Origin of the sequence: Tianweitania sp. (genome assembly GCF_032053605.1) — a bacterium.
Lineage (GTDB): Bacteria > Pseudomonadota > Alphaproteobacteria > Rhizobiales > Rhizobiaceae > Tianweitania.
Map to the genome: position 1 here is coordinate 118,403 of NZ_DAMBUH010000001.1, position 24,756 is coordinate 143,158.

At 61.6% G+C, this 24,756-nt stretch carries 22 protein-coding genes; 11 read left to right on the plus strand and 11 right to left on the minus strand.

Annotated elements, in window-relative coordinates; all coding sequences use genetic code 11:
• The 7 genes from ribD to RTX98_RS00630 all read right to left on the minus strand — a co-directional run.
• On the minus strand, positions 1-433 hold a 433-nt coding region (ribD, locus tag RTX98_RS00600; protein WP_312793867.1), incomplete at its 3' end, for a bifunctional diaminohydroxyphosphoribosylaminopyrimidine deaminase/5-amino-6-(5-phosphoribosylamino)uracil reductase RibD.
• Positions 426-914: a transcriptional regulator NrdR gene (gene nrdR, locus RTX98_RS00605; protein ID WP_189501497.1), complete on the minus strand. Its 489-nt coding sequence runs from the start codon at positions 912-914 to the stop codon at positions 426-428. The genes nrdR and ribD, both read right to left, overlap by 8 nt.
• A 31-nt stretch (positions 915-945) precedes the next feature.
• On the minus strand, positions 946-2,241 hold the full coding sequence (gene glyA / locus RTX98_RS00610; protein WP_312793871.1) for a serine hydroxymethyltransferase: 1,296 nt from the start codon (positions 2,239-2,241) through the stop codon (positions 946-948).
• A 166-nt stretch (positions 2,242-2,407) separates the two neighbouring features.
• Positions 2,408-3,664, minus strand: a complete 1,257-nt coding sequence (locus RTX98_RS00615; protein ID WP_312793910.1) for a L,D-transpeptidase family protein — start codon at positions 3,662-3,664, stop codon at positions 2,408-2,410.
• Between the two features lie 368 nt (positions 3,665-4,032).
• Complete coding sequence (ldtR, locus tag RTX98_RS00620; RefSeq protein ID WP_189501495.1) at positions 4,033-4,545, minus strand: transcriptional regulator LdtR; 513 nt, start codon at positions 4,543-4,545, stop codon at positions 4,033-4,035.
• 148 nt (positions 4,546-4,693) lie between these two features.
• Positions 4,694-5,092, minus strand: coding sequence for a DUF6163 family protein (locus RTX98_RS00625; RefSeq protein WP_416223036.1), 399 nt, complete (start codon positions 5,090-5,092; stop codon positions 4,694-4,696).
• A gap of 17 nt (positions 5,093-5,109) precedes the next feature.
• Entirely contained in the window at positions 5,110-6,156 is a 1,047-nt protein-coding gene (locus tag RTX98_RS00630; protein WP_312793911.1) for a 3-hydroxyisobutyryl-CoA hydrolase, read from the minus strand.
• A gap of 161 nt (positions 6,157-6,317) precedes the next feature.
• Here RTX98_RS00630 and hemB point away from each other — a divergent pair, with 161 nt between their 5' ends.
• The 6 genes from hemB (at position 6,318) to RTX98_RS00660 (ending at position 11,312) form a co-directional block, all read left to right on the plus strand.
• Positions 6,318-7,349, plus strand: coding sequence for a porphobilinogen synthase (hemB, locus tag RTX98_RS00635; RefSeq protein ID WP_312793876.1), 1,032 nt, complete (start codon positions 6,318-6,320; stop codon positions 7,347-7,349).
• Positions 7,346-7,705, plus strand: coding sequence for a DUF423 domain-containing protein (locus RTX98_RS00640; protein ID WP_312793878.1), 360 nt, complete (start codon positions 7,346-7,348; stop codon positions 7,703-7,705). The genes hemB and RTX98_RS00640 overlap by 4 nt, the downstream gene beginning before the upstream one ends.
• Positions 7,706-7,779: 74 nt before the next feature.
• Complete coding sequence (locus tag RTX98_RS00645; RefSeq protein WP_244641302.1) at positions 7,780-8,262, plus strand: RDD family protein; 483 nt, start codon at positions 7,780-7,782, stop codon at positions 8,260-8,262.
• A 98-nt stretch (positions 8,263-8,360) separates the two neighbouring features.
• Entirely contained in the window at positions 8,361-9,131 is a 771-nt protein-coding gene (locus RTX98_RS00650) for an arginyltransferase (protein ID WP_312793882.1), read from the plus strand.
• Positions 9,132-9,171: 40 nt separating this feature from the next.
• A complete protein-coding gene (locus RTX98_RS00655; RefSeq protein ID WP_312793883.1) occupies positions 9,172-10,071 on the plus strand; it encodes a DMT family transporter in 900 nt (299 codons plus the stop codon).
• Positions 10,072-10,115: 44 nt separating this feature from the next.
• Entirely contained in the window at positions 10,116-11,312 is a 1,197-nt protein-coding gene (locus tag RTX98_RS00660; RefSeq protein WP_312793885.1) for a winged helix-turn-helix domain-containing protein, read from the plus strand.
• A gap of 99 nt (positions 11,313-11,411) precedes the next feature.
• Here the strand turns inward: RTX98_RS00660 and parC are convergent, their stop codons facing one another.
• Entirely contained in the window at positions 11,412-13,664 is a 2,253-nt protein-coding gene (gene parC, locus RTX98_RS00665; protein WP_312793886.1) for a DNA topoisomerase IV subunit A, read from the minus strand.
• A 267-nt stretch (positions 13,665-13,931) separates the two neighbouring features.
• On the opposite strand from parC, the gene RTX98_RS00670 reads away from it, so the two are divergent.
• The gene (locus tag RTX98_RS00670) at positions 13,932-15,131 is read left to right on the plus strand and encodes a hypothetical protein (protein ID WP_312793887.1); all 1,200 of its coding nucleotides are present in this window, start codon (positions 13,932-13,934) and stop codon (positions 15,129-15,131) included.
• Positions 15,132-15,223: 92 nt separating this feature from the next.
• Here RTX98_RS00670 and aspS read toward each other — a convergent pair whose 3' ends face one another.
• Complete coding sequence (gene aspS / locus RTX98_RS00675; RefSeq protein WP_312793888.1) at positions 15,224-17,011, minus strand: aspartate--tRNA ligase; 1,788 nt, start codon at positions 17,009-17,011, stop codon at positions 15,224-15,226.
• 238 nt (positions 17,012-17,249) lie between these two features.
• On the opposite strand from aspS, the gene RTX98_RS00680 reads away from it, so the two are divergent.
• The gene (locus RTX98_RS00680; protein WP_312793889.1) at positions 17,250-18,497 is read left to right on the plus strand and encodes an MFS transporter; all 1,248 of its coding nucleotides are present in this window, start codon (positions 17,250-17,252) and stop codon (positions 18,495-18,497) included.
• A gap of 75 nt (positions 18,498-18,572) precedes the next feature.
• Positions 18,573-19,730 carry a ribonuclease D gene (gene rnd, locus RTX98_RS00685; RefSeq protein WP_312793890.1) on the plus strand — a complete coding sequence of 386 codons (1,158 nt, stop codon included), beginning with the start codon at positions 18,573-18,575 and terminating at the stop codon, positions 19,728-19,730.
• A 28-nt stretch (positions 19,731-19,758) separates the two neighbouring features.
• Here rnd and ppx read toward each other — a convergent pair whose 3' ends face one another.
• Together ppx and RTX98_RS00695 are read right to left on the minus strand one after the other, a co-directional pair.
• Entirely contained in the window at positions 19,759-21,276 is a 1,518-nt protein-coding gene (gene ppx, locus RTX98_RS00690; protein ID WP_312793892.1) for an exopolyphosphatase, read from the minus strand.
• On the minus strand, positions 21,273-23,480 hold the full coding sequence (locus tag RTX98_RS00695) for an RNA degradosome polyphosphate kinase (protein ID WP_312793894.1): 2,208 nt from the start codon (positions 23,478-23,480) through the stop codon (positions 21,273-21,275). Before RTX98_RS00695 ends, ppx begins: the two co-directional genes overlap by 4 nt.
• Before the next feature lie 141 nt (positions 23,481-23,621).
• On the opposite strand from RTX98_RS00695, the gene RTX98_RS00700 reads away from it, so the two are divergent.
• On the plus strand, positions 23,622-23,867 hold the full coding sequence (locus RTX98_RS00700) for a zinc-finger domain-containing protein (RefSeq protein ID WP_312793895.1): 246 nt from the start codon (positions 23,622-23,624) through the stop codon (positions 23,865-23,867).
• An 18-nt stretch (positions 23,868-23,885) separates the two neighbouring features.
• On the plus strand, positions 23,886-24,756 hold an 871-nt coding region (locus RTX98_RS00705), incomplete at its 3' end, for an FAD-dependent monooxygenase (RefSeq protein WP_312793896.1).

Sequence of the window (24,756 nt, forward strand, 5' to 3'; positions counted from 1 at the left end):
AGCCGCGTAGCTGATCGCCGGCTTCTTCAGCCAGAACGCCTTCCAGAACCTCGATGCCGGCGGCCCGAAGGATCGCATAGCCGCGTCCTGCGACGCGCGGGTCCGGATCGGATGCGGCTCCAACGACACGGGTGACACCGGCGGCGACAAGCGCTTCAGCGCAAGGCGGAGTGCGGCCATGATGTGCGCAGGGTTCGAGCGTGACATAGGCGGTCGCCCCCCTTGCCCGCTCGCCGGCTTCAGCCAGCGCCTGTGTCTCGGCATGCGGGCGTCCGCCGATCGCGGTGATGCCCCGACCGACGATCACGCCATCGGCAACGATCAAGGTTGCGACGGATGGGTTCGTGCCGGTCAGTCCGAGATGCCGGCGCGACAGCCGAATGGCCGCTGCCATGAAGCGGCGGTCATCGGCGTTAGGCTGTGTTTCAGCCATCGTGCCGTTCGGCTCCATGATCAGGGTCGTCTTCCACCGTCAGCTCGTCGAGCACGCCGTGAAAGTCCCGCGCTTCGCGGAAGTTGCGGTAGACTGAGGCGAAGCGGACATAGGCGACGTCGTCCAGCGCCTTGAGCGCTTCCATGACCAGCCGGCCGATTTCGCCCGCCACGATCTCCGTTTCGCCCGAGCTTTCCAGCTGGCGCACAATGCCCGTAACCGCGCGCTCGATGCGGTCTGGATCGACATTGCGCTTTCGCAGCGCGATGTCGAAGGAGCGCATCAGCTTGTCGCGATCGAACGGCACCTTGCGGCCGGACTTCTTGACCACGACGAGATCGCGCAGTTGCACGCGCTCGAACGTGGTGAAGCGACCGCCGCAAACCGGGCAGATCCGGCGGCGCCGGATCGCGGCGCCGTCTTCGGCAGGCCGCGAATCCTTAACCTGGGTGTCTTCGGATTGGCAGTAAGGGCAGCGCATCGGACTTCCGGTCTAAGAGGGATGCTCCCCCTTACCCCAGATAGGGATAAAGCGGGAAGCGATCCGTCAGCGAAACGACCTTGCGCTTCACAGCCTCTTCCACCGACTGGTTGCCTTCATCCGAGTTGGCAGCCTTCAGGCCGTCCAGCACCTCGGTGATCAGCTGACCGATCTCGCGGAACTCGGCTTCGCCGAAGCCGCGCGTGGTACCGGCCGGTGTGCCGAGACGCACGCCAGAGGTCACGAACGGCTTTTCCGGGTCGAACGGGATGCCGTTCTTGTTGCAGGTGATGTTGGCGCGCCCCAGAGCTGCTTCAGCGCGCTTGCCCGTGGCGTTCTTCGGACGAAGGTCGACCAGCATCGAATGATTGTCCGTGCCGCCCGACACGATGTCGAGGCCGGTATCCTTCAGGCTTGCAGCGAGCGCCTTCGCGTTCGCCACGATGTTGGCGGCGTAGGTCTTGAACTCCGGCTGCAGCGCTTCGCCGAAAGCCACCGCCTTGGCAGCGATGACGTGCATCAGCGGCCCGCCCTGCAAGCCGGGGAACACGGCCGAATTCATCTTCTTGGCAATATCCTCGTCATTGGTGAGGATCATGCCGCCGCGCGGGCCGCGGAGCGACTTATGAGTCGTGGTGGTGACGACATGCGCATGCGGCAGTGGCGACGGATGCACGCCGCCAGCCACGAGGCCGGCGATATGGGCCATGTCGACCATAAGATAGGCGCCGACCGCGTCGGCGATCTCGCGGAAGCGCTTCCAGTCCCAGATACGGGAATAAGCGGTTCCGCCGGCAAGGATCAGCTTCGGCTTGGTCTCATGCGCCTTCTGCTCCACCACATCCATGTCGATGAGGTGGTCGTCCTCGCGCACGCCGTATGACACGACGTTGAACCACTTGCCGGACATGTTGACCGGCGAGCCGTGCGTGAGATGGCCGCCCGAATTGAGGTCTAGGCCCATGAAGGTGTCGCCGGGCTGCAGAAGCGCCAAGAACACGGCTTGGTTCATCTGGCTGCCGGAGTTCGGCTGGACATTGGCGAAGTTGCAGTCAAACAGCTTCTTGGCGCGTTCGATCGCCAGCGTTTCGGCGACATCCACGAACTGGCAGCCGCCGTAGTAGCGCTTGCCCGGATAGCCTTCGGCATATTTGTTGGTCATGATCGAGCCCTGCGCTTCCAGCACGGCGCGCGACACGATGTTTTCCGAGGCGATCAGCTCGATCTCGTGGCGCTGGCGAACCAGTTCGTCGCGGATGGAACCAAAGATTTCCGGATCCCGCTCTTCCAGCGAGGTGGTGAAGAAGGCATTGGTCGAAGAAGCCATCGCAGGATCCTTTACGAAGCGAACGGGAAGATTGAGCGCGCACTATCACACTTGGTGCGCGCTCGCCACGAGCCGGAACCGCATTTTTCTGCTGTGTTTCCGACACCGGTGCCGAAACGAAAAAGGCCGCCTCGAAGGCGGCCTTTGATCTTGGAAGCAGAGGCGATCAGATCGCCTGCGACATCTGCAATTCCTGATTGCCGTCCAGTGCATAAACGTCATCGCGGAAATGCACGACGCCGTCACCCGTCGACCAGGCCGACACATAAGTGAAGTGCACCGGCACGGCCTGCGAAAGCTGGACGGGCGTGTTCTGGCCGCTGCGGATCGTGTCTTCGAAGCGCTGGCGGCTCCAGCCCGGCGTATCACGGAGCAGCCACGTCACGAGATCGCGCACGTTCTGGACGCGTACGCAGCCCGACGAATCGAAGCGCATGAGGTTGTTGAACAGGCTCTGCTGCGGAGTGTCATGCATGTAGGTCGCATGGCTATTGGGGAAGTTGATCTTCACCGAAGCCATGGCGTTGATCTTGCCCGGATCCTGGCGGAAATGCATCTTGGCAGCATCTTCGGTCGACCAGTCAATCGATAGCGGATCGATCTCCGAACCATCGGCGGCCAGGATGCGGATGTTGTTGTCGCGCAGATAGTTCGGGTTTTTGCGCATCAACGGAATGATGTCCTTGCGGACGATCGACTCCGGCGCGTTCCAATAGGGATTGACGATCACTTCGTTGATCGCGGAATCAATCAAGGGCGTCTGGCGATCGATCTTGCCCACGATTGCCGTGTGGCGCGAAACTACGCGACCGTTCTCCACGGCTTCGATCTGCGCCGCCGGAATGTTGACCATCACATAGCGCTGATCCTGATAAGAGCCCATGTTCTGGTTGAGGCGGTTCAGGTTCGTTTGCAGCTGACCAAGCCGGATTTGCGGCGATACGTTCATCGCGGCATACGTGTATTTGCCCGTGACGCCATCGGCCGGCAGGCCATGACGGCGCTGGAAGCGCTTCAGAGCGGCATCGGTGTAGGTATCGAAGGACTGCGACAGGCCGGCGCGCTGCGACAGGTCGCCCGAGATCATCAAGCGGCGGCGCATGGCCTCAACGTCCGGATGAACAACGCCAAGCTGCAGCTTGTTGCCCGACGGCACCTCGTTCCAGCCTCCCTGGGCGACGATGTTCTGATATTCGGTAATCGCCTGCTGCGTATACATCAGCGTTTCGTGGCTATAGATCGGGATAGCGGACTGAACCGCTTCGCCGCCGGCTGCCTTAGCATCGAACTGGTCGTTCCAGCCGCCGCGACGGTTGGACTGGAAGACGTCGTCGAGAATGTCCTGAGCGAACGCAGGCGCGGCAAGCGCCGTTCCAGCCAGAGCACCGGCTGCGGTCAGAAAATTGCGGCGGGTTGTTTTCATCATCTATCCACGTTGTCTGCGGTCACTCGGACACGTCTGAACTCGGCATCGATCCGTCACGATAGGAAAACAGGCTTAACAAGTTACCAATCAACGGATGGCCATTGAGCCGCTCGATCCTCGATCACGCTGCAACGCAACGCCGATCGGGTCGTTCCAGGCTTTCAAACGCCCGTTCCATGACAATCGCCGTGTCACTCGAATATGGCGGCAGCGTGGCCTGCCGTATCACCTTGATCTTCATCGCCCTGGATCAAGCAAGGCACACGCAAATGTGTTGCATCGCAGACGCAGGAACGGCGCCCGGAGATCAAACCGAGGCGCCGTTTCATCGAGGTTCTCCCTCGAGCCCAGAGAATGGACGGGACCTACATCCGGTAGGCGATCGTGTCGTTCCAGAAGCGGTCGAGGCGCTGCAGCGACTTGTTCATCTGGTTGAACTCGTCGTGGTTGATACCGCCGACAGCTTCGATGGAGCCGATATGGCGCTCATAAAGGCCGGCGACGATCTTCTCGATTTCCTGGCCCTTTGGCGTCAGGCTGACGCGCACGGAGCGGCGGTCGATGCGCGAACGCTGGTGGTTGATGAAGCCGAGATCGACCAGCTTCTTCAGGTTGTAGGAAACGTTGGAGCCGAGATAATAACCGCGTGAGCGCAGTTCCCCGGCGGTGAGTTCGGCATTGCCGATGTTGAACAGGAGCAGCGCCTGGATCGCGTTGATGTCGCTGCGGCCGTTGCGGTCGAACTCATCCTTGATCACGTCGAGCAACCGGCGATGCAGCCGCTCAACGAGCTGAAGGGCTTCCATGTAAAGCGTGCGGATTGCTTCGCGGCGTTCGTCTTGCGCCGGTGCGGGCTTGGCGGCCTGTCGCGTGTTCATCGGTTGTGCCTCTCGTGTTGACGCCTGGTGATTGTTTTTTTGATCTCACCTTGGGCATGACCATAACCGTCGCACCTAAAATTCGACTTAAACGCCAAGCTTAACCAGAGCTTTCCAAGCCTCCATTTGAAAGAGGCTTAACAACGACTTACGCCAACCTTTTCTTTTGGAAATAAATAACCAACCGCATGATCAGATAAAGCGCGGCAACGGTGAAATGCACGGCAACCGCGCCAATGCGCCATCCGAAGACCTGCGGGAAACCGACATACATCACGATTTCAGTGATCGCGCAGATCAGCCATAGAACCGGTCCCCAGGAGGCCAGCATCCATAGGCCGATGGCAGCGAAGGGGAAGAACACGGCGAGCACGACGCCGGCCGCCTGCCAATAGATCGGCATCGTATCAAAGCGCCAGGTGACGCCGTCGTTCAGGCCGATCAAGCGGATCCAGTACAGGATGCCGAACAGGAGGCAGTACACGGCAACCAGCCGATGCAGGAAGGCAAGCGCGCGTTCGGCAAGGGTCGGCGCGGCAACCGCGATCCTGGCTGGGCCGGCAATCACAGACGCAGTTCCCCTTCGCCGAGCGGCGCGAAATAGGCTTCAACATCGGCGTTGGACACAGCAGTGATGTCAGCCGGCTTCCATTGCGGTGTCGAGCCCTTGTCGATCAGCGCCGCGCGGATGCCTTCATAGAAGTCATGACCCTGCAGCATGCGGTTGAGAATGCGATATTCCATCTGCATGCATTCTGGCATCGTCAGCATCTCACCATCGCGGATCTGCTTGAAGGTGACATGCAGGCTGGTCGGCGAGCGCTTGGAAATGGTGTCGAGCAGCTTTTGCGCAAACTCGTCACGCGGCGCGGCACGCTGCAGGCCGGCGATGACCTCCTTGAAGCGATCCACCGACAGCAGCTTGGAGATCGTATGCAGCGCGCCATCATCGATCTCACGCGCCGGCTCTTCCGTGATGAACTTGGCGAGGGCTGCACGCGGATTGCCTGAGGAGGCCAGTTCCTCGACCAGCAGCGGGTGGCTGGCGGATGGCACGAAATGCGTGCCCATGCCCGACGCCATGATGTCGCCGGCGCGGATACGATCGCCGGTCAGCGCAAGATAGCGGCCGAAGGAGCCCGGCAGCTTCGGTAGAAGATGACTGCCGCCGACATCGGGAAAGAAGCCGATGCCGACTTCCGGCATGGCAAACAGCGCATTCTCGCTGATCACCCGATGCGAACCGTGAAAAGAGATACCGACACCGCCGCCCATGACGATGCCGTCGGTCAGCGAGATATAAGGCTTGGGGTAGGATTCGATCTGCGTGTTCAGCCGGTACTCGTCCGCAAAGAAGGCGACCGGATGCTCGCCCGCCTTGCCACGGCGATACACATCAAGAATGTCGCCGCCGGCCGAGAAGGCCCGGCCTTCCGCTTTGACCACCACGACGGCGACGTCGCTTTCTGTAGCCCAGGTTGTCAGAGCTGCCGCTAGCGCCTTTACCATGCCATGGGTCAGCGCATTCAACGCCTTCGGTCGCGTGAGGGTGACGACGCCGGCCCTGCCGACGCGCTCGAAGGCGATCTCTTCGCCGCCGCCGAAATCCACTTTCATGACCACCTCTCCCAAGTCATCGCGCCCAAAGCCAGCTCGCACAGACAAGCTTCGGGCTTACGGTTCGCCCCGCGTGGCGTCAATGCCGCAGGCTTGCTGCGTGGTGCGCGCACAGCCCTTGTGCTATGAGCCCGCTCTGAGAAAGGGCATCTGCCATGGACAGGATATACCGCGCGCCGACACGGATCGGCCGAAGCGTCGACGAAATTACCGGAAGCCGCCGCCTGCGCCGCACACGCAAGGCAGATTGGTCGCGCCGGCTGGTTCAGGAAAACAGGCTGACTGTCGACGACCTGATCTGGCCGATCTTCCTTGTTGATGGCGAGAACAAGCGCGAGCCCCTGCCCGCCATGCCCGGCGTGTTCCGCTTGTCGGTGGATATGGCCGCGCAGGAAGCCAAGCGCGCCGCATCGCTCGGCATTCCCGCAATCGCCACCTTCCCTTACATTGAGCACGCGCTGAAGGATCAGACCGGCTCGCATGCCTGTCATGCCGACAACCTGATCAATCGCGGCACTCGCGCGATCAAGGATGCTGCACCCAACATCGGCATCATCACGGACGCCGCACTCGACCCGTTCACCGATCACGGCCATGACGGCATTTTGCGCGACGGCATCATCGTCAATGACGAGACCGTCGACCAGGTTGTGGCGGCCGCGCTTTCCCAGGCGCATGCCGGCTCCGACATCATCGCGCCGTCCGACATGATGGACGGCCGCATCGGCGCTATCCGCGACGCACTGGACGCCGAAGGCTTTCAAGATGTCGCGATCATGTCCTATGCGACCAAGTTTTCGTCGGCCTTTTACGGTCCTTACCGCGAGGCGATCGGCACCAGCGGTCTCCTGAAGGGCGACAAGAAGACCTACTATCTCGACCCCGCCAACTCAGACGAAGCCATGCGCGAAGCCGAGCAGGATCTCGCCGAGGGCGCCGATATGCTGATGGTGAAGCCCGGCATGCCCTATCTCGACATCGTGCACCGGCTGAAGGAAACTTTTGCAGTGCCGACCTTCGCCTATCAGGTGTCGGGCGAGTTCACGATGATCAAGGCGGCTGCCGCCAGTGGCTGGATCGATTGCGAACGCGCCATGCTGGAAAGCCTGTTGGCCTTTAAGCGCGCAGGTTGCGACGGCATCCTGACCTATTTCGCGCCCGATGTGGCGGAACTCCTCGCATCATGATCGCAGCCGTGCCGGATCGCGGTCTTTGCGTCGCCTCCGCTCTTTGCGGTGCTGCTGGTGTGGCCTTCTCAGCGGTCGCGACGCATAGCGGCGGCGGACCGATCGCCACCGGCGCGTCCTTTCTGTTGATGCATGCACCGGCCCTTCTGGCTGTCGGCCTGCTCGGAGCGTCTAAGCCGCTGCGGCTCGCCGCCTGGCTGCTGTTTGTCGGCGTCGCGCTGTTTGCGACCGACCTGATCATCAGACATTACGGAGCCGAGGGCCTGTTCCCTATGGCGGCACCCACCGGCGGCACGCTGATGATCCTCGGCTGGATCGCCATCGGCATCACAAGCCTGCTGCCAAGGCGCGTCTAAGAGGCGCCGTTCCATCGCTTGAAGTTGCTTAGGCAAATCGCCATCTCCATGGGGTAACCAATGGAAGGACCGCGATGTCGACTCAACACACTGCCACGATGGATCAGACTGGCGCGCTCTACCGCAGCCTCGATGATGTCAGGCTGTATGATGGTGTCCGCCGGCGTCGCATCCTCGCTTTCTGCATCGACTATGCCATCGTGCTTCTTTTGCTGATCCCGGTCAGCGTCATCGTCGGCTTCCTCGGCATCATCACGCTTGGTCTGGGCTGGATGCTGTTCGGCATGCTCACCCCGCTCATCGCGCTGGTTTATGTCTTTTCGACCATGGGCTCGCCGCGGCAAGCGACGCTTGGCATGCGCGCGATGTCGATCCGGCTCGAGCGCCTTGATGGCGGGCGCGTGGACGGCGTTCTGGCGGTGGTTCACTCGGTCCTGTTCTGGGCCGGTAACGTGATCCTGACGCCGCTGATCCTGCTCGCGTCCCTGTTCATCGACCGCAAGCGCACGCTGCATGACCTGCTGCTCGGCACTGCCGTCATCCGCACGGATCGCTGATCGGCGGCTGCGTCACCTCGCGGATCAATCTTTGTGAGTTGACCTTTTGCGCGAGCGGTTCAACCTACGCTCGAAACGAGTGAGCCGCTTCGGCATCGATGACGCATCACCAGCCTCCTTCGCCGCAGTTCTTTCTGACGGCACCCACCGCCTGCCCTTATCTTGAAGGGCAGTTCGAGCGGAAGGTGTTTACGCATCTGATCGGCGACCGCGCCAAGGACCTTAACGATCTGCTGACCCAGGGCGGCTTCCGCCGCTCCCAGAACATCGCCTATCGCCCGGCCTGCGAGACCTGCCGGGCCTGCGTGTCCACCCGCATCCTCGTCAACGAGTTCGAGCCCACCCGCAATATGAAGCGAGTGGCCGCGCGCAACAACGATCTCGTCGGCGACATGCATGATGCGGAACCCAGCACCGAGCAATATTCCCTCTTCCGCCGCTATCTCGAGGCCCGCCACAAACGCGGCGGCATGCTGGAAATGAGCGTGCTCGATTATGCAATGATGGTTGAAGACAGCCATGTCGAAACCAAGGTCATCGAATATCGTCGCCGTGGCCCTGATACGTTCATCACCGGCAAGGGCGTGGGCGATCTCGTTGCCGTCGCGCTCAGCGACCGCATGGGCGACGGGCTGTCGATGGTCTATTCCTTCTTCGACCCCGAGCTCGAAGACCGCTCGCTCGGCACTTTCATGATCCTCGACCACATCGCCCGCGCCCGCTCCATGGGCCTGCCGCATGTCTATCTGGGCTACTGGGTGAATGGCTCGCGCAAGATGGCCTACAAGGTCCGCTTCCAGCCGCAGGAGCATCTTGGACCAAAGGGTTGGGAGCGCTTCCGCACAGATGAGGTTGGACAGGACAAGTGAAGTCGACCTAACTCGGGCGAGACCCCGGGGGAAGATTCGCTTGTTCCATTCGCTTTCGCCGCATGCGCGCGGCCTGCTTCTGGCGACCCTTGGCGGGCTCGTTCTCACGATCGACATCCCGCTGGTCAAGCTCGGCCACGCCAACAGCTGGAGCGCACTTCTGATCCGCACCAGCACAACGCTGGTTTCCACGCTGGTGATCTGGTCGATCCTGCGTGGCCTCGGCATGAAGCTCCCACCGCTGATCCCCGGCCGCATTGGGCTGATCGTTGCGGGGCTTTACTCGCTCTCTTCGATGACGTTCCTGCTCGCCGTGTTTCACACAACGACGGCCGATCTCGTCTTTATCCTGGCGTTCAACACCGCTTTTGCCGCCGTTTTGTCCTGGATTTTCCTGAAAGAGCGGCCAAAACCGGCAACGCTTGCCGCAATTTTCCTGATGATCGTCGGGGTGCTGATCATCGTTCACGCCGGCATCGGCACCGGCAATCTCGTCGGCAACGCGCTCGCCATGTGCTCTGCCTTCCTGATCGCAACCGCCATCACGATCAGCCGCTGGAGCGGACGCGACATGGGGTTTGCCTCATTGATGGCCGTGATCCCGGCTTTGTGCATCGCGCTCGTCATGGTCGCGCGTGTCGGCTTCGAGGCTGAAGCGCCGCAATGGATCATGCTCGACGGCTTCGTCGTCATCCCCATCGCCTTCTTCTGCCTTGCCAATGCGCCGAAGTATCTGTCGGGGCCGGAAGTCGCGATGTTCTACCTGCTTGAAACTGTGCTGGCTCCGATCTGGGTCTGGATGATCTTCACCGAAGTCCCGACAAATGCGAGCCTGATCGGCGGCGCGATCCTGATCGTGACGCTGATCGCGCATTCGGCATGGCAGATCGCGCAAGGACGACGACGCCGCGCATCACTCGCCTTACGCCATCCGACTTGAGACATCTGACTTGAGGCTGGCGGGCAAAAGGCTACCTCCTATTCATGCAGCAGCTGATCCCGAACCGCCTTGCACGCCGCCTCCTGATCCACCACCAGGCCCTTTCCGATCCGCCGCATCGTGCGCAGACGCTGCCCGAACTTCAGGCCGTGATCGAGCGGCTCGGCTATGTGCAGGTCGACAGCATCGCGATCGTTGAGCGCGCGCATCATCAGATCCTGTTTGCCCGAAACAAGACCTACAAGCAGGCGCAGTTGCACCGCCTGATCGAGCGCGAACGCACCCTGTTCGAGCACTGGACGCATGATGCGTCGGTCATCCCGGTTTCCTTTTTCCCTTATTGGAAACACCGCTTCATCCGGGAGAAGGAGCGTCTGGCACTGAGGCCGATGCATTTCGGCAGCGACTTCGCTCACTCCGCTGATGCCATCCTCGAACGCATCCGCCGGGAGGGCCCTGTCATGGCGCGCGACTTCGAAGCGCGCGACAAGCCCTCCACCGGCTGGTGGGACTGGCATCCCTCAAAGGCCGCGCTCGAATATCTCTGGCGCACCGGCGAATTGCAGATCAGCCGGCGTGAGTGCTTCCAGAAGGTCTATGACCTCACGGAACGCGTCATCCCGGTCGCCCATCGCGAGCAAACCGTCGACCATGACACCTTTGTCGATTGGGCGTGCACGGCGGCCTTGGCACGGCTCGGCTTCGGCACGCGTGGACAGATCGCCGCCTTCTTCCAGTTGCTGAAGCCGGCTGAGGTGGAGGAATGGGTTGCGGCAAACCGCAGCCGGCTGGAGGAGGTTCGCATCGAAAGCGCTGACGGTTCCAAGCCGCGTACCGCCTTCGCCTTCCCCGCCACGCTGGTGGAACTCGACGCAGTGCCCGAGCCACCGACACGGGTGCGCGTGCTCAGCCCCTTCGATCCGCTGCTGCGCGATCGCGGCCGCGCCGAGCGCATCTTCGATTTCCATTACCGCATCGAGGTCTTCGTGCCGGAAGCGCAGCGCAAATACGGCTACTACGTCTTTCCCGTTCTACGCGGCGACACCATCGTCGGCCGCATCGACATGAAGGCGGATCGCCCGAACGACGTCATGAGCGTCCGCCGCTTCTGGCCGGAAAAGCGCGTGCGTGTCTCCGCTGCGTTGGTCACAGGCCTCGAAGCCGAGATTGAGCGGCTGCGCCGCTTTACCGGCGTTTCCCGCACCGACTACGCCGCCGAATGGCTGACGTCGCCAGCCTAAAGCAATTCCAGCAAAAGTGCGGAGCGGTTTGCGTCCGGAAATTGCGTCTAAACAATGAGCTAGAGCACTTTCGGCGATTCTTCTTTCGCCGGAAATGCTCTAGGTGAACTGGTTGTTGCGCGGGAAGCCCTTGGGCACGACACGCCCCGCGGTCGCACGCTCGGCCGTCCATTCAACAAGCTCGGCCGCGCGGCGGGTAAAGGTGCGGTCGGCCGAATCGTGCCAGCTCAGGCCCTGTTCCAGCGTGAACACCTTGATGTCGGACATCCCGCCATCCTTGAAGCGCTGCAGCCGAACACCCTTGCCGCGCGCCATCTCCGGTACTTCACCCAGCGGGAACACCAGCATCTTGCGGTTTTCGCCGACGATCGCGACCTGATCGCCATTGGCCGGAACGCAGCGCTTGGCCTCGTCCGGCATCTTGACGTTCATCACCTGCTTGCCTTTGCGGGTGTTGGCGACCACTTCGTCTTCCGGCACCAGGAAGCCGTAGCCTCCATGCGAAGCGAGCAGCAGGCGCCGCCCCGGCTGATGCGCAAAAGCGGTGACGATCGCCTGATCGTTTTCCATGTCCACGATGATGCGGATCGGCTCGCCATGGCCGCGACCGCCCGGCAGCCGGTCGGCGCCAATCGTGTAGAACTTGCCGCCGGTGGTGAAGACCAGGATCTTGTCGGTGGTCTGCGCATGGAAAGCGAGCTTGAGCTGGTCGCCTTCCTTGAAAGTCAGCGCTGAGAAGTCCGCTAGATGCCCCTTCAGCGCCCGCAGCCAGCCCTTTTCGGAAATAACGACGGTGACCGGTTCCTTCTCAATCATCGCCTGGTGGATGTCGCCGAGGTCAACGTCGGGCGCATCCGCGAACGTCGTACGGCGCTTGCCGATCTCGGTGTCCGGACCGAAGTTGCGGCGAACCACCGAGACTTCCCACTTGAACGTCTGCCACTGCTTTTCGGGCGAGTCGAGCAGCGCTTCGATCGAGGCCTTTTCGGCCGATAGCGCGTCGAATTCCTTGCGGATTTCGAACTCTTCCAGCTTGCGCAGCTGGCGCAAGCGCAGGTTCAGGATGGCTTCGGCCTGGATGTCGGTCAGGTCCCAGCGCGCGATCATCACCTGCTTGGGCTCATCCTCCTCGCGGATGATGCGGATCACCTCGTCGATGTTGAGAAAGGCGATGAGGTAACCGCCAAGGATTTCCAACCGGCGCTCGATTTCCGCGAGACGGTGCTTGGACCGGCGGATCAGGACATCCTTGCTGTGCTCCAGCCACTCCTGCAACACGCCCTTCAGCGACAGGACGTTCGGTACCTTGCCGCGCGACAGCACGTTCATGTTGAGCGGAAAGCGCGTTTCGAGCTCGGTCAGCTTGAACAGCGATTCCATCAGAAGGCCGGGGTCAACCGACCGGCTCTTGGGCACCAGCACGACACGGATATCTTCCGCGCTCTCGTCACGAATGTCTTCCAGCAGCGGCAAACGACGCGCGATCAGCAAATCTGCGATCTTCTCGATCAGCTTGCCCTTCTGCACGCCATAGGGGATTTCGGTGACGACCACCGTCCAGGTGCCGCGTCCCAAGTCCTCCTTTTCCCAGCGCGCTCGCAGCCGGAAACCACCGCGTCCGGTTTCATAGGCTTCCTGAATCACGGCGCGCGAATCGACCACGATGCCGCCGGTCGGGAAGTCGGGCCCCTGCACCCATTGCAGCAGCGATTCCAGCGGCGCGTCGGGATTGTCGATCAGATGAAGGGCTGCATCGCAAAGCTCGGCCGCATTATGTGGCGGGATCGAGGTCGCCATGCCCACGGCAATGCCCGAGGAACCGTTGGCCAGCAAGTTCGGGAAGGCGCCGGGCAGAACGACGGGTTCCTCGTCTTCCTCATTATAGGTCGGGCGATAATCGACGGCATCCTCGGTAATGCCTTCCAGAAGTGCTGTCGCAACATCGGTCATGCGCGCTTCGGTGTAGCGCATGGCCGCAGCACTATCGCCGTCGATATTGCCGAAGTTGCCTTGCCCATCGACCAGCGGATAGCGAACGGAAAAGTCCTGCGCCAAACGCACCAGCGCATCATAGATCGACTGGTCGCCATGGGGGTGGAACTTGCCCATCACCTCGCCCACGATGCGAGCGCATTTGGCAAAGCCCTGATCGGGGTTGAGGCGCAACAGCCGCATGGCGTGCATGATGCGGCGATGCACCGGCTTCAGCCCGTCGCGAACATCCGGCAGAGCACGATGCATGATGGTCGAAAGCGCGTAAGCGAGGTAGCGCTCCTCGAGCGCCCGCTTCAGGTCGACCGGTTCAATGGCGTTGCCGCCATTATCCGGCGGCGGAACAAGGCTTTTTCCCATGGTTTCGGCGTAACGGTCGCAGCGATTCGCGGCAAGAACAAGATCAGAACAGCGGCGTAAACCAGCCGTTCAGCCTGTGAGTTCTGTGGATAGAAGCGCGTTTGCTTTTCGTACGCAGTTTCAGCAAAGTGCCGGTGTTATGGGCAGAGCACCGAAATTCTTGCCCATCATCGTCTTCGAACACGATTCGCCTTGCTCTTGCCGGGATGATCTCGGATTGAAACGATCAAGAGTGACCGAACCATTGTTTTTAACGGGATCATCAGCATGACCATTCGTTTGCCGCTGGCTTCAACCCTGTCTTTCACCGCACTTGCGCTTATCCTGCCCATCACGGGTGCGCAGGCCTTCGAGCTTGAGCAATTCGGTACGCGCCTGAAGGCGCTGTCGGCCGAGCAGGGCACCATCCTGGAATGGAGCGACCTGACCGGCGATGAGTCGGAAGTGGTTGCGAAGGGCGTGAGGGGCACGGTTCCAGGCGCGACGCAGCCGGTTCAGCTCGGCGACGTAACCTTCTCCGACATCTCGGAAGAAAGCGATCACTACCTCGTCGGCTCGATCGCGCTGTCGGATTATTCCGTCATGCAGGAAGGCGCGACGGTCACGGCCAAGGGTATCGAAGTGAAGGGCGCCCAACTGCCGTTCGATGCCGCTGCCGCTGCCGGCATGACGCCTTATGAGAACGCCAAGGCCGACAGCGCCACCGTTGAACTCGGCGGCAAGCGCGTGCTGACGATCGAAGACCTCAGCAGCTCGGCGACCGAGACCACGGCCGGCAGCGGCGCTTATGACATTACGATCGCGGCCAACCGTTTCAGCAGCGACCTGTTTGAACTGGCAACGCCGGATGTGAAGCCGACCCTCTCGGATCTCGGCTACGAGACCGTTACCGGCAAGATCCAGATGGAAGCCTCCTGGAACACCAAGGACGGCAAGCTCCTGATCAAGAAGAACGACTTCATCGTCGACGATGCCGGCACGCTCAGCGTCACCTTCGATCTCGGCGGCTACACGCCGGCGCTGATCAAGACCATGCGCGAAACCACCGAGAAGATGGCAGCAGCGCCAGAAGCCGATCAGTCCGCTCAGGGCATGGCCATGCTCGGCCTGATGCAGCAGGTCATCTTCAACCAGGCGACCATCCGCTTCGAAGACGATTCGCTGACCGAAAAGGTCATCGGCGCCATCGCCAAGAAGCAGAACACGACGCCGGAAGCCCTCGTCAACCAGGCCAAGGCTATCGTGCCGTTCGGTCTGGCACAGCTCAACATGCCGGAATTTGCGCAGTCGGTAACCGCTGCCGTCAACAGCTTCCTAGATGATCCGAAGAGCCTGCAAATCACCGCGAAGCCTGCTCAGCCCCTGCCCTTCGCCCAGCTTGCCGCAACCGGCATGATGGCGCGCGGCCCGGATGCTCCGAAGGCAATCATCAACCAGCTCGGCGTCAGCGTTACCGCCAACGACTGACACGGTTTTACCGCTCAACAAAAAAGCCCGGCTCGCGCCGGGCTTTTTTATTTATCTCAAGAAGAGATGAAGCGGCTGAAAAGCCGCCCGCCTCAGTCCTTCTTCTTCGGCGCGGTGCGCAGCTCAAGCTCGCGCAGCTGCTGCGGCGTGGCTTCCGACGGTGCGCCCATCAGCAGATCATAGGCCTGCTGGTTCATCGGGAACATGGTGATCTCACGCAGGTTCTTGGCGCCGCAAAGAAGCATCACCACGCGGTCAATACCAGCCGCCATGCCGCCATGCGGCGGGGCGCCGTACTGGAACGCGCGATACAAACCGCCGAAGCGCTCTTCCACCGTGTCGCGCGACAGGCCGACCATCTCGAACGCCTTCACCATCGTTTCCGGCAGGTGGTTGCGGATACCGCCGGACGCGATCTCGAAGCCGTTGCAGACCATGTCGTACTGGAACGCCTTGATCGACAGCGGATCCTGCCCGTTCAGCGCCTCGATGCCGCCCTGCGGCATGGAAAACGGGTTATGCGCGAAGTCGATCTTCTTCTCGTCTTCGTTCCATTCGAAGAACGGGAAGTCGATGATCCAGCACAGTGCGAACTGGTCGCGATCGACAAGGTTCAGCTCCTCGCCGGCCCGCGTGCGGGCATCGCCTGCGAACTTGTAGAACTTCGCGGGGTTGCCAGCCACGAAGAAGACGGCGTCGCCATCTTCCAGGCCAAGCTGCCGGCGGATGGCTTCGGTACGCTCTTCGCCTATGTTCTTGGCGATCGGCCCTGCGCCTTCGATCTTGTCGCCTTCCTTGCGCCAGAAGATGTAGCCAAGACCCGGCTGCCCTTCGCCCTGCGCCCAGGAGTTCATGCGGTCGCAGAACGCGCGGCTGCCGCCGGTCTTGGCGGGAATAGCCCAAACTTCCGCCTTGGGATCGTTGGCGAGGATGCCTGCAAAGACCTTGAAGCCCGAGCCCGCAAAATGCTCGGACACGGCCTGCATCTCGATGGGGTTGCGCAGATCAGGCTTGTCGGAGCCGTATTTGCGGATCGCGTCATCATACTTGATGCGCGGGAAGGACTGCGTGACCGGCTTGCCCTCGGCAAACGTCTCGAACACCCCGCGCAGCACCGGCTCCATGGTCTGCAGGATGTCTTCCTGTTCCACAAAGCTCATTTCCAGGTCGAGCTGGTAGAACTCGCCCGGCAAACGGTCGGCGCGCGGGTCCTCGTCGCGGAAGCAGGGCGCGATCTGGAAGTAACGGTCGAAGCCCGACACCATGATCAGCTGCTTATACTGCTGCGGCGCCTGCGGCAGCGCGTAGAAGGTGCCGGGATGGATGCGCGACGGCACAAGGAAGTCGCGCGCGCCTTCCGGGCTCGATGCCGTCAGGATCGGCGTCGAGAATTCGGTGAAGGCCGACTCATTCATGCGCTTGCGCATCTCGGCGATGATCTTTGTGCGCTGCACGATGTTCTTGTGCAGCGTGTCGCGGCGCAGATCGAGGAAGCGGTATTTCAGGCGGATGTCTTCCGGATAGTCCAGCTCACCGAAAACGGGAAGCGGCAGCTCCTTGGCGGCCGACAGCACTTCCATTTCCTTGGCGAAGATCTCGATCTCGCCGGTCGGCAGGTTGGCGTTGGCGGTATCGGCCAGGCGCTCTTTCACCTCGCCATCAACGCGGATCACCCATTCGCCGCGAACCGTTTCCGCGATCTTGAAGCAGGGCGAATCCGGATCGGCGACGATCTGGGTCAGGCCATAATGATCGCGCAGGTCGATGAAGAGCAGACCGCCATGATCGCGGACGCGATGAACCCAGCCGGACAAACGGACGGACTGGCCGACATCGGCCTTACGGAGTTGAGCGCAGGTGTGGCTGCGATAGCGGTGCATGACAGTTCCCGGGTGGTACGGATGCGCTGGAAGTCACCCACAAGTTGCGGGGACCAAAATCGGCGCGAAAAGCGCATGCAGGGTCCGGTTTGTCAAGAACGCGCTCTCACGGGGCGCAATCCTGTTCTCCCCCATCCGCAAATGGATGCTACTGGTCCAGCTAATCCATGCGTTTTGGATCGTCATATCGCTGTTTTGCGCTCCATATTGTCTGGCTTAAGCCCCGCCTTGGAAGTTCATGTCGACGCTGCGCCCCCTCATACCCCTCCTGATTGCTGCCGGCATTTTGCTCGGCGGCAACGGTTTGCAGGCAACCTTGATCGCGGTTCGTGGTGCCGCCGAGGGCTTCCAGCCGTCCATGATCGGCTGGATGGGAACCTCCTATTTCGCAGGCTTTTTCATCGGCTGCCTGTGGATCACCCGCATCATGCAGGCCGTCGGCCATGTCCGCGCCTTTGCAACACTGGCAGCGATTGCCTCTGCCGCAACGCTGATGCTGATCCTGTGGATCGACCCGCTTGTATGGGCCGGCGTGCGCTTCGTCACCGGCTTCTGCTTTTCCGGCCTGTTCACCGTTATGGAAAGCTGGCTCAACCAGGGTGCATCCAACAAGGACCGGGCTCGTGTGCTGGCGCTTTACCGCATCGTCGATGTCAGTTCGGTCACCGGGTGCCAGTTCCTGATCCCGATCGTCGGAACGGAGGGTTACGCGATCTTCTGCATCATGACGATGATGATCACCCTCTCCCTTGTTCCCGTCTCGCTTGGTGATCGCTCGAACCCGGTCGCGCCGGACGAGGTCAAGCTCGACCTGAAGCGCGCCTGGGCCATCTCGCCGCTGGCCGCCATCGGCTGCGTTGCGGTCGGCGTGACCAACGGGTCGTTCCGCACGCTTGCGCCGGTTTACGCGCAGCAGCTCGGCATGTCGGAAGCCAATATCGTGATCTTCGTCAGCGCCGGCATCATCGGCAGCGTGCTTCTGCAATATCCGCTGGGTTCGCTGTCCGATCGCTGGGACCGGCGAAAGGTGCTGTTGATCGTCACGGCGGTGTCGATGATCGCCGCCTTCGCGCTGGCCTTCCTGGCAGGCAGCAACGTGTTGGCGAACTTTGCGCTTGTCTTCATCTTCGGCGCCTTTGCGATGACGCTGTTTTCGCTGTGCGCCGCGCATGCCAACGACTACGCTGAAAAGGGTGAGTATGTGCTGGTGACAGCGGCGCTGATGCTGTTCTACTCGATCGGCGCGATCGCCGGACCCGTGATCGCCGCCTATGTCATGCAGGTGTTCGGCCCGCCGGCCCTGTTCGTTTTCACCGGCGTGGTTTATGCCGTTCTGATCGTGGTGACGATCTACCGCATGTTCGTTCGCGAGCCCGTGCCGGCATCCAGGCGCAGCCGCTTTACAGCCTTGTTGCGCACCTCGCCCTTGTTTTCGCGACTGACGCGCCGCAGCCGTAATTCGTCGGCGCCGCTTGCGGGCGAATGACGTAAATGGCGTCTTGCGGCCTTGACGTGCCGCGCTTGCGCTGAAAACTGCGCAAACGGAATCGAAAGCAGTTTTATGAACCTTATCCAGACCCAGGCAGAACTCGAAGACGCCATTGCAGACTTCGAGCAGGCTGACTTCGTGACGGTTGATACGGAGTTCATCCGCGAAACCACATTCTGGCCTGAGCTCTGCCTCATCCAGATGGCGACACCTGAACGCAACGCCCTGATCGACCCTCTTGCTGAAAGTCTGGACCTCGCGCCCTTCTTCCGGCTGATGGCAAACCCTGCCGTCATGAAGGTCTTTCATGCTGCGCGTCAGGACATCGAGATCATCTTCCACCTCGGCGGCCTGGTGCCCTCGCCTGTTTTCGACAGCCAGATCGCCGCCATGGTTTGCGGCTTCGGCGAGAGCGTCTCTTATGATCAGCTGGTGCAGAAGATTACCGGCGCGCATCTCGACAAGTCCTCGCGCTTTACCGACTGGCGCCATCGCCCCCTATCCGACAAGCAGCTCGAATATGCGCTGGCCGACGTGACCTACCTCATCCCGGTCTATCTGCACCTCAAGTCTCAGCTGGAGCAGGAAGACCGTGCGCATTGGCTGGCCGAGGAAACTGGTATCCTGACGGCTACCGAGACCTATGATCTGAAGCCGGAAGATGCCTGGAAGCGGCTGAAGATGCGGCTGCGCAAGCCGGTCGAACTCGCCGTCGTGCAGCATGTCGCAGCGTGGCGCGAGCGCGAAGCCCGCAGCCGCAACGTGCCGCGCGGACGCGTTCTGAAGGACGACGCCATCTACGAGATTGCGCAGCAGCAGCCGAAGGATGCGCATGCGCTTGGACGGCTGCGCACGACGCCGAAGGGCTGGGAGCGGTCGTCCACAGCCACCGAGTTACTTGCCGTCATCAACACCGCCCTCGCCATCCCCAAGGACGAGATGCCGAAGTTGCCGCGCTACGCGCAGCCGGCTGAAGGCACGAGTGCCGGTGCTGAGCTGTTGAAGGTTCTCTTGCGCATCGTGGCCGAACAGCAGTCGGTCGCGCCGAAGATGTTGGCTTCCAGCGACGACATAGAGCAGATCGCTTCAAAGGGCGAGGACGCCAACGTGCCGGCCCTTCAGGGCTGGCGTCGCGAAGTGTTCGGCGAACAGGCACTGAAGCTCATCAAGGGACAGGTCGCGCTCAAGTTCGAGAAGCGCCGGATTGCCGTGGTCGAGGCACAAGGCTGAAGATCGTCTTCAGCCTTGTTCCAGTGCGTTATTGATCGGCAACCAGCATCTCCAGCGCCTTGCCACTAACCTTGGCAAGCTGCGCCACCCGGCCCTCAGGCCGCTCGCCGGCAAGATGGGCGAGTGCTTTCGGCAAAACGAGCGCCAGGTTGCCGTTCGGCTGCTTCACCCACTTCAGCTGTGGCAGCACGCCCGGCATTGAAGCCGACAGCAGGTAAACCACGCGCATCATGGCGCCGAGCAGTCGCGCGCGCTCGAGATAATGCGTGCCCGCAAGCGTGGCGAGTTCGGGCGCGAAACCATCCTGGAACACGCCTTCGTGGCGAAACAGGTTGGCCAGCGCGATAAAAGCGCGGCCGGGATGATCGACCCCGATAAACGACGCATGCGCGATGATGTTGAGCGACTGCACGCCGCGATATTCGGGATGGGCTCGCCAGCCGATATCGGCCACGAGACAGGCGGTGTGCCGCAGCCGCGCTTCGTCTGCGGTCTCCTTGACGCCAAGTGCCTGCAACGTTTCGCCAGTCCAGGCGGCAAGCTCATGAGCATGGGTCACGGAGCGCGCGCGCAAAACCGCCAATTCTTCGGCCGCTGAGACCAGCGGATCAGTCTTGCGCTCTTCTTCGGTCAGCAGCGAATACAGGTAGCCTTCGCGAACACCCAGCGCTGACACGACGATGCGCGACGGCTTCATGACTGCGGCGATTTCCTGCAGAGCGGCAGCGCCGTAAGGCAACAGGCTGCGACGATTCTTGGAGATCAGGTTGATCCCCTTCATCTTGTCCAGTTCGCCGCGTGCGACCTGCCGCAGGAAAGGCGCGGTGCTTTCCAGATCCATCTCGTAATGATGCATGACATTGAGCGGATAGCCCGTCGAAATCATGTGCAGGCGCGCAAGGTTTCGCCAGGTGCCGCCCACCGCGTAGAAGGTGCGATTTTCGCCGTCTTCGAGCAGATCGGCGCGCGCCAACTGCTTGCGGATGACCTCGACGGCGGCTTGCGGCGAGCCTTTGGTGACGTCCTGCAAACGCAAGCCGCCCAGCGGCAGCGTAATGCCGTCGCCGATCACGTCGCCTTCGACATCCACCAGCTCCAGACTGCCGCCGCCGAGATCGCCGGCGATGCCGTCTGGATCATGGAAGCCGGAGATGACGCCGAGCGCGGAGTAGTAGGCTTCTTCTCGCCCGCTCAGCACCTTGATGTCGACGCCGAGAATGTCCTCGGCGCGACGGATGAAGTCCGGGCCGTTTTCCGCTTCACGCGCAGCAGCGGTCGCGATGACATGCAAGCTTTCGGAGCCTGCCTGTTCGGCGAGAGCCCTAAAACGGCGGAACTCTTCGACCGAGCGTTGAACGGCTTCCGGATCGAGCCTGCCCGTCGAAACGATGCCGCGGCCGAGACCCGCCAGCATCTTTTCGTTGAACAGCACAGTCGGCGACCGCGCGATGCCCTCATAGATAACCAATCGGATCGAGTTCGATCCGATGTCGATGATGGAGATCGGACGACGGTCTTGCAGACGCCCTTGAGAGATGGCGATCATGCGTTGCCTTCAACGCTCCCTTTCTTACGCTTCTGGCGGGTAATGCGTTTGGGTGCGGATTGTTTCAGCGCGTCGCCACGGCCTGACAGGCTCGGGTTCGTCATGAAATATTCCTGCGCGTTGAACGCTTCCTCGCTGCCGTCCCATTCCATGCGGCGGGACGTGCCGTCGGCCAGTACTTCAAAGCTTTGCTGGTTGTCCATGATGTTGCCCAGCATGATCTGCCCGAGAACCTGTTCATGCACAGTCGGATTGGTGATGGGCACCAGGGTCTCGACGCGCCGATCGAGATTGCGCGGCATGAGATCGGCCGAGCCGATATAAATCAACGCACCATCCGAAGGCAGACCACCGCCATTGCCGAAGCAGAAGATGCGGCTGTGTTCCAGAAAGCGGCCAATGATCGACTTCACACGGATGTTCTCGGACAATCCAGGCACCTGCGGGCGCAAACAGCAGATGCCGCGCACCACAAGATCGATATCCACGCCGGCGCTGCTCGCATCATAGAGCGCGTCGATGATTTCAGGATCGACCAGCGAATTCATCTTCATCCAGATCTGCGCCGGACGGCCTGCCTTGGCGTGCTCGATCTCGGCTGCGATGTTCTTGATGATGCTGGAGCGCAGCGTGAATGGCGAGATCGCCAGCCGCATTTCTTCCGTCGGCTCTGCATAGCCGGTGATGAAGTTGAAGACCTGCGAAACATCGCGGGCGAGCTGCGGGTCGCAGGTGAAGTAGGACAGATCGGTGTAGATGCGCGCGGTGATCGGGTGATAGTTGCCGGTGCCGAGATGCACGTAGTTGCGCAGCTTGCCTTCTTCGCGCCGCACCACCAGCGACATCTTGGCATGCGTTTTCAGTTCCACGAAGCCGAACACGACCTGCACGCCGGCGCGTTCAAGGTCGCGCGCCCAGCGGATATTGGCTTCTTCGTCGAAGCGCGCCTTCAACTCGACCAAAGCCGTGACCGACTTGCCGGCTTCTGCCGCATCCGCCAGCGCGCGCACGATCGGGCTGTCGTTCGACGTGCGGTAAAGCGTCTGCTTGATCGCCAGCACGTCCGGGTCGGCGGCGGCCTGGCGCAGATACTGCACCACCACGTCGAAGCTCTCATAAGGGTGGTGGACGATGATGTCCTTTTCCCGGATTGCCGCGAAGCAGTCGCCATTGCGGTCGCGCACACGCTCGGGGAAGCGCGGATTGTAAGGCACGAATTTCAGGTCATCGCGCGGGATTTGCGTCAGTTCCGAGATCTGGTTGAGCGCAAGAGGACCGCGCAAGACGCTGACGCGGCTTTCCGGCACCGCCAGTTCCCGCGCCACGAAAGCGCGCAGCTCGGCCGGCGTGCCGCTGTCGAACTCGATGCGGATCACCTGGCCGCGACGGCGACGCTTCAAGGCGGTTTCAAAGAAGCGGACGAGATCCTCGGCTTCTTCCTCTACCTCTATGTCGCTGTCGCGGATGATGCGGAATGTGCCCGACGCCGTCATCTGATAGCCGGGGAACAGTTTGCCGATGAACAACTCGACCGCGTCTTCCAGCAGAACGAGACGTACTTGCTTGTCCTTTTCCGGCAGACGGATCAGCCGTCGCAAAGCGGGCGGCATGCGCACCAGCGCCGTCATCGTCTCGTTCAAGCGCTTGTGCTTGAGCGCCAGCGCCATGGTGAAGCCGAGGTTGGGGATGAACGGGAACGGGTGCGCAGGATCGATCGACATCGGCGTCAGGACTGGAAAAATCGCGTCCATGAAATGCGCTTCGAGCCAAGCCTTTTCATCCTTGGCGAGCGCACCGGGCTTAACGGTCTCGATGCCTTCAGCCTTCAGCAATTGCCCGAGCTGGCCAAGGCTGGCTTCCTGATCTTCCTGCAGGCGACCGACTTCGAGCAGGATGTTTTCCAGTTGCTCTTCCGGCGTGCGACCATCGGCGGATTTTTCGGCGATGCCCTGTCGCACCTGCCCTGCTAAGCCGGCGACGCGAACCATGAAGAACTCGTCGAGATTGGCAGCCGAGATCGACAGGAACCGGATGCGCTCAAGCAGCGGATGGCGCGGGTTCTGCGATTCTTCCAGAACGCGGCGATTGAACTGCAGCCAGGAGAACTCGCGATTGACGAAGCGATCGGGGTTGCCGCCCGACGGTTCAGACACGTCAACTGCGCCGACCTTCAACTCGCCGCGCACCGGCTTGACCTCGTTCATGCACAATCTCCCATTTCACTGCCGCAAGCAGCGCGGCACATAGTAGCGTCATGCAGCGGTTTTGCGACAGTTTCGTCACGGCGGCTTGCAAAGACCCGATTTCTGTTCCAGATGCCGGTCAGCAAGCATGAGGAGCGTGTCATGGCTGGCGGCGCTATTCCGCATTTCCAGAACGATGCCGGACATCCGGTTATTGAGGTCGGGGTCAAGGAATTCATGTGCGTGGGGGCAAACCCGCCCTTCGACCACCCGCATGTCTATCTGGACATGGGTGCCGACAGCGAAAAGGTCTGTCCTTATTGCTCGACGCTTTACCGCTACAATGCGACGCTCGGCGCGGGTGAAAGCCTGCCCGCCGGCAGCCTTTACGAAGCGCACGCGGCCTGACGGGCTGCGCGTGCAGGCATGGACTCCCCCGATAGACCGATCCTGATTGCAGGCGGTGGCATTGCCGGCCTGACGGCGGCACTTGCCTTGGCCGCTGAAGGATTTTCCGTACGCCTGTTCGAGGCCACGCACGAGTTCGGCGAGGTGGGTGCTGGGCTTCAGCTGTCTCCAAACGCCACGCATATTCTGCGCCGGCTCGGCGTGCTCGATCACCTTCTGCCGCATGCAGTGGCACCGACAGGCGTGGTTTTGCGCGATGCCACGACGCTGCGCCAGCTCGCTGAAATCTCAATCAGTGATAGTGCTGCCCGCTATGGCGCGCCTTATCTCGTGGCGCATCGCGCTGCGATCCAGCAGGCCTTGCTGGCGACGGTGAAGGCTGAACCGCGTATCACGGTCGAAAAAGGCGCTCAGGTGCTCGGTGCGGAGTTCGGAACCGAGGATGTCACCCTGTCGCTTGTGCGCGATAACAGCACCGCGACGATCAAGGGGGCGCTTCTGGTGGGCGCCGATGGCGTGTGGTCCAGCTTGCGTCGCTTCGCCCATGAGGGCCAGCCAGCCGAAAGCGTGTTTTCCGGCATGACCGCCTGGCGCACCACGATCGATCGCGCCACGGCCGACGCGCTTGGCATTGCCGACATCATCCGCTTCGACAAAGTTTCGACCTTCCTCGATCCGGCCGCTCATCTCGTCGCCTACCCGCTGTCAGCCGGTCAGGCGCTGAACCTAGTGGCGATCACGCGCGGAACTGCCGGCACGCAAGGCTGGTCGCAGACGGATGGCAAGGGTGCCCTGTCAGGCTTCCTGTCGCGCCTCGCCGCCCCGCTGCGCCCGTTGCAGACCCTGCCCGCCTGGACCCGCTGGCCGCTTTATGGCGCGCCGTCGGGGC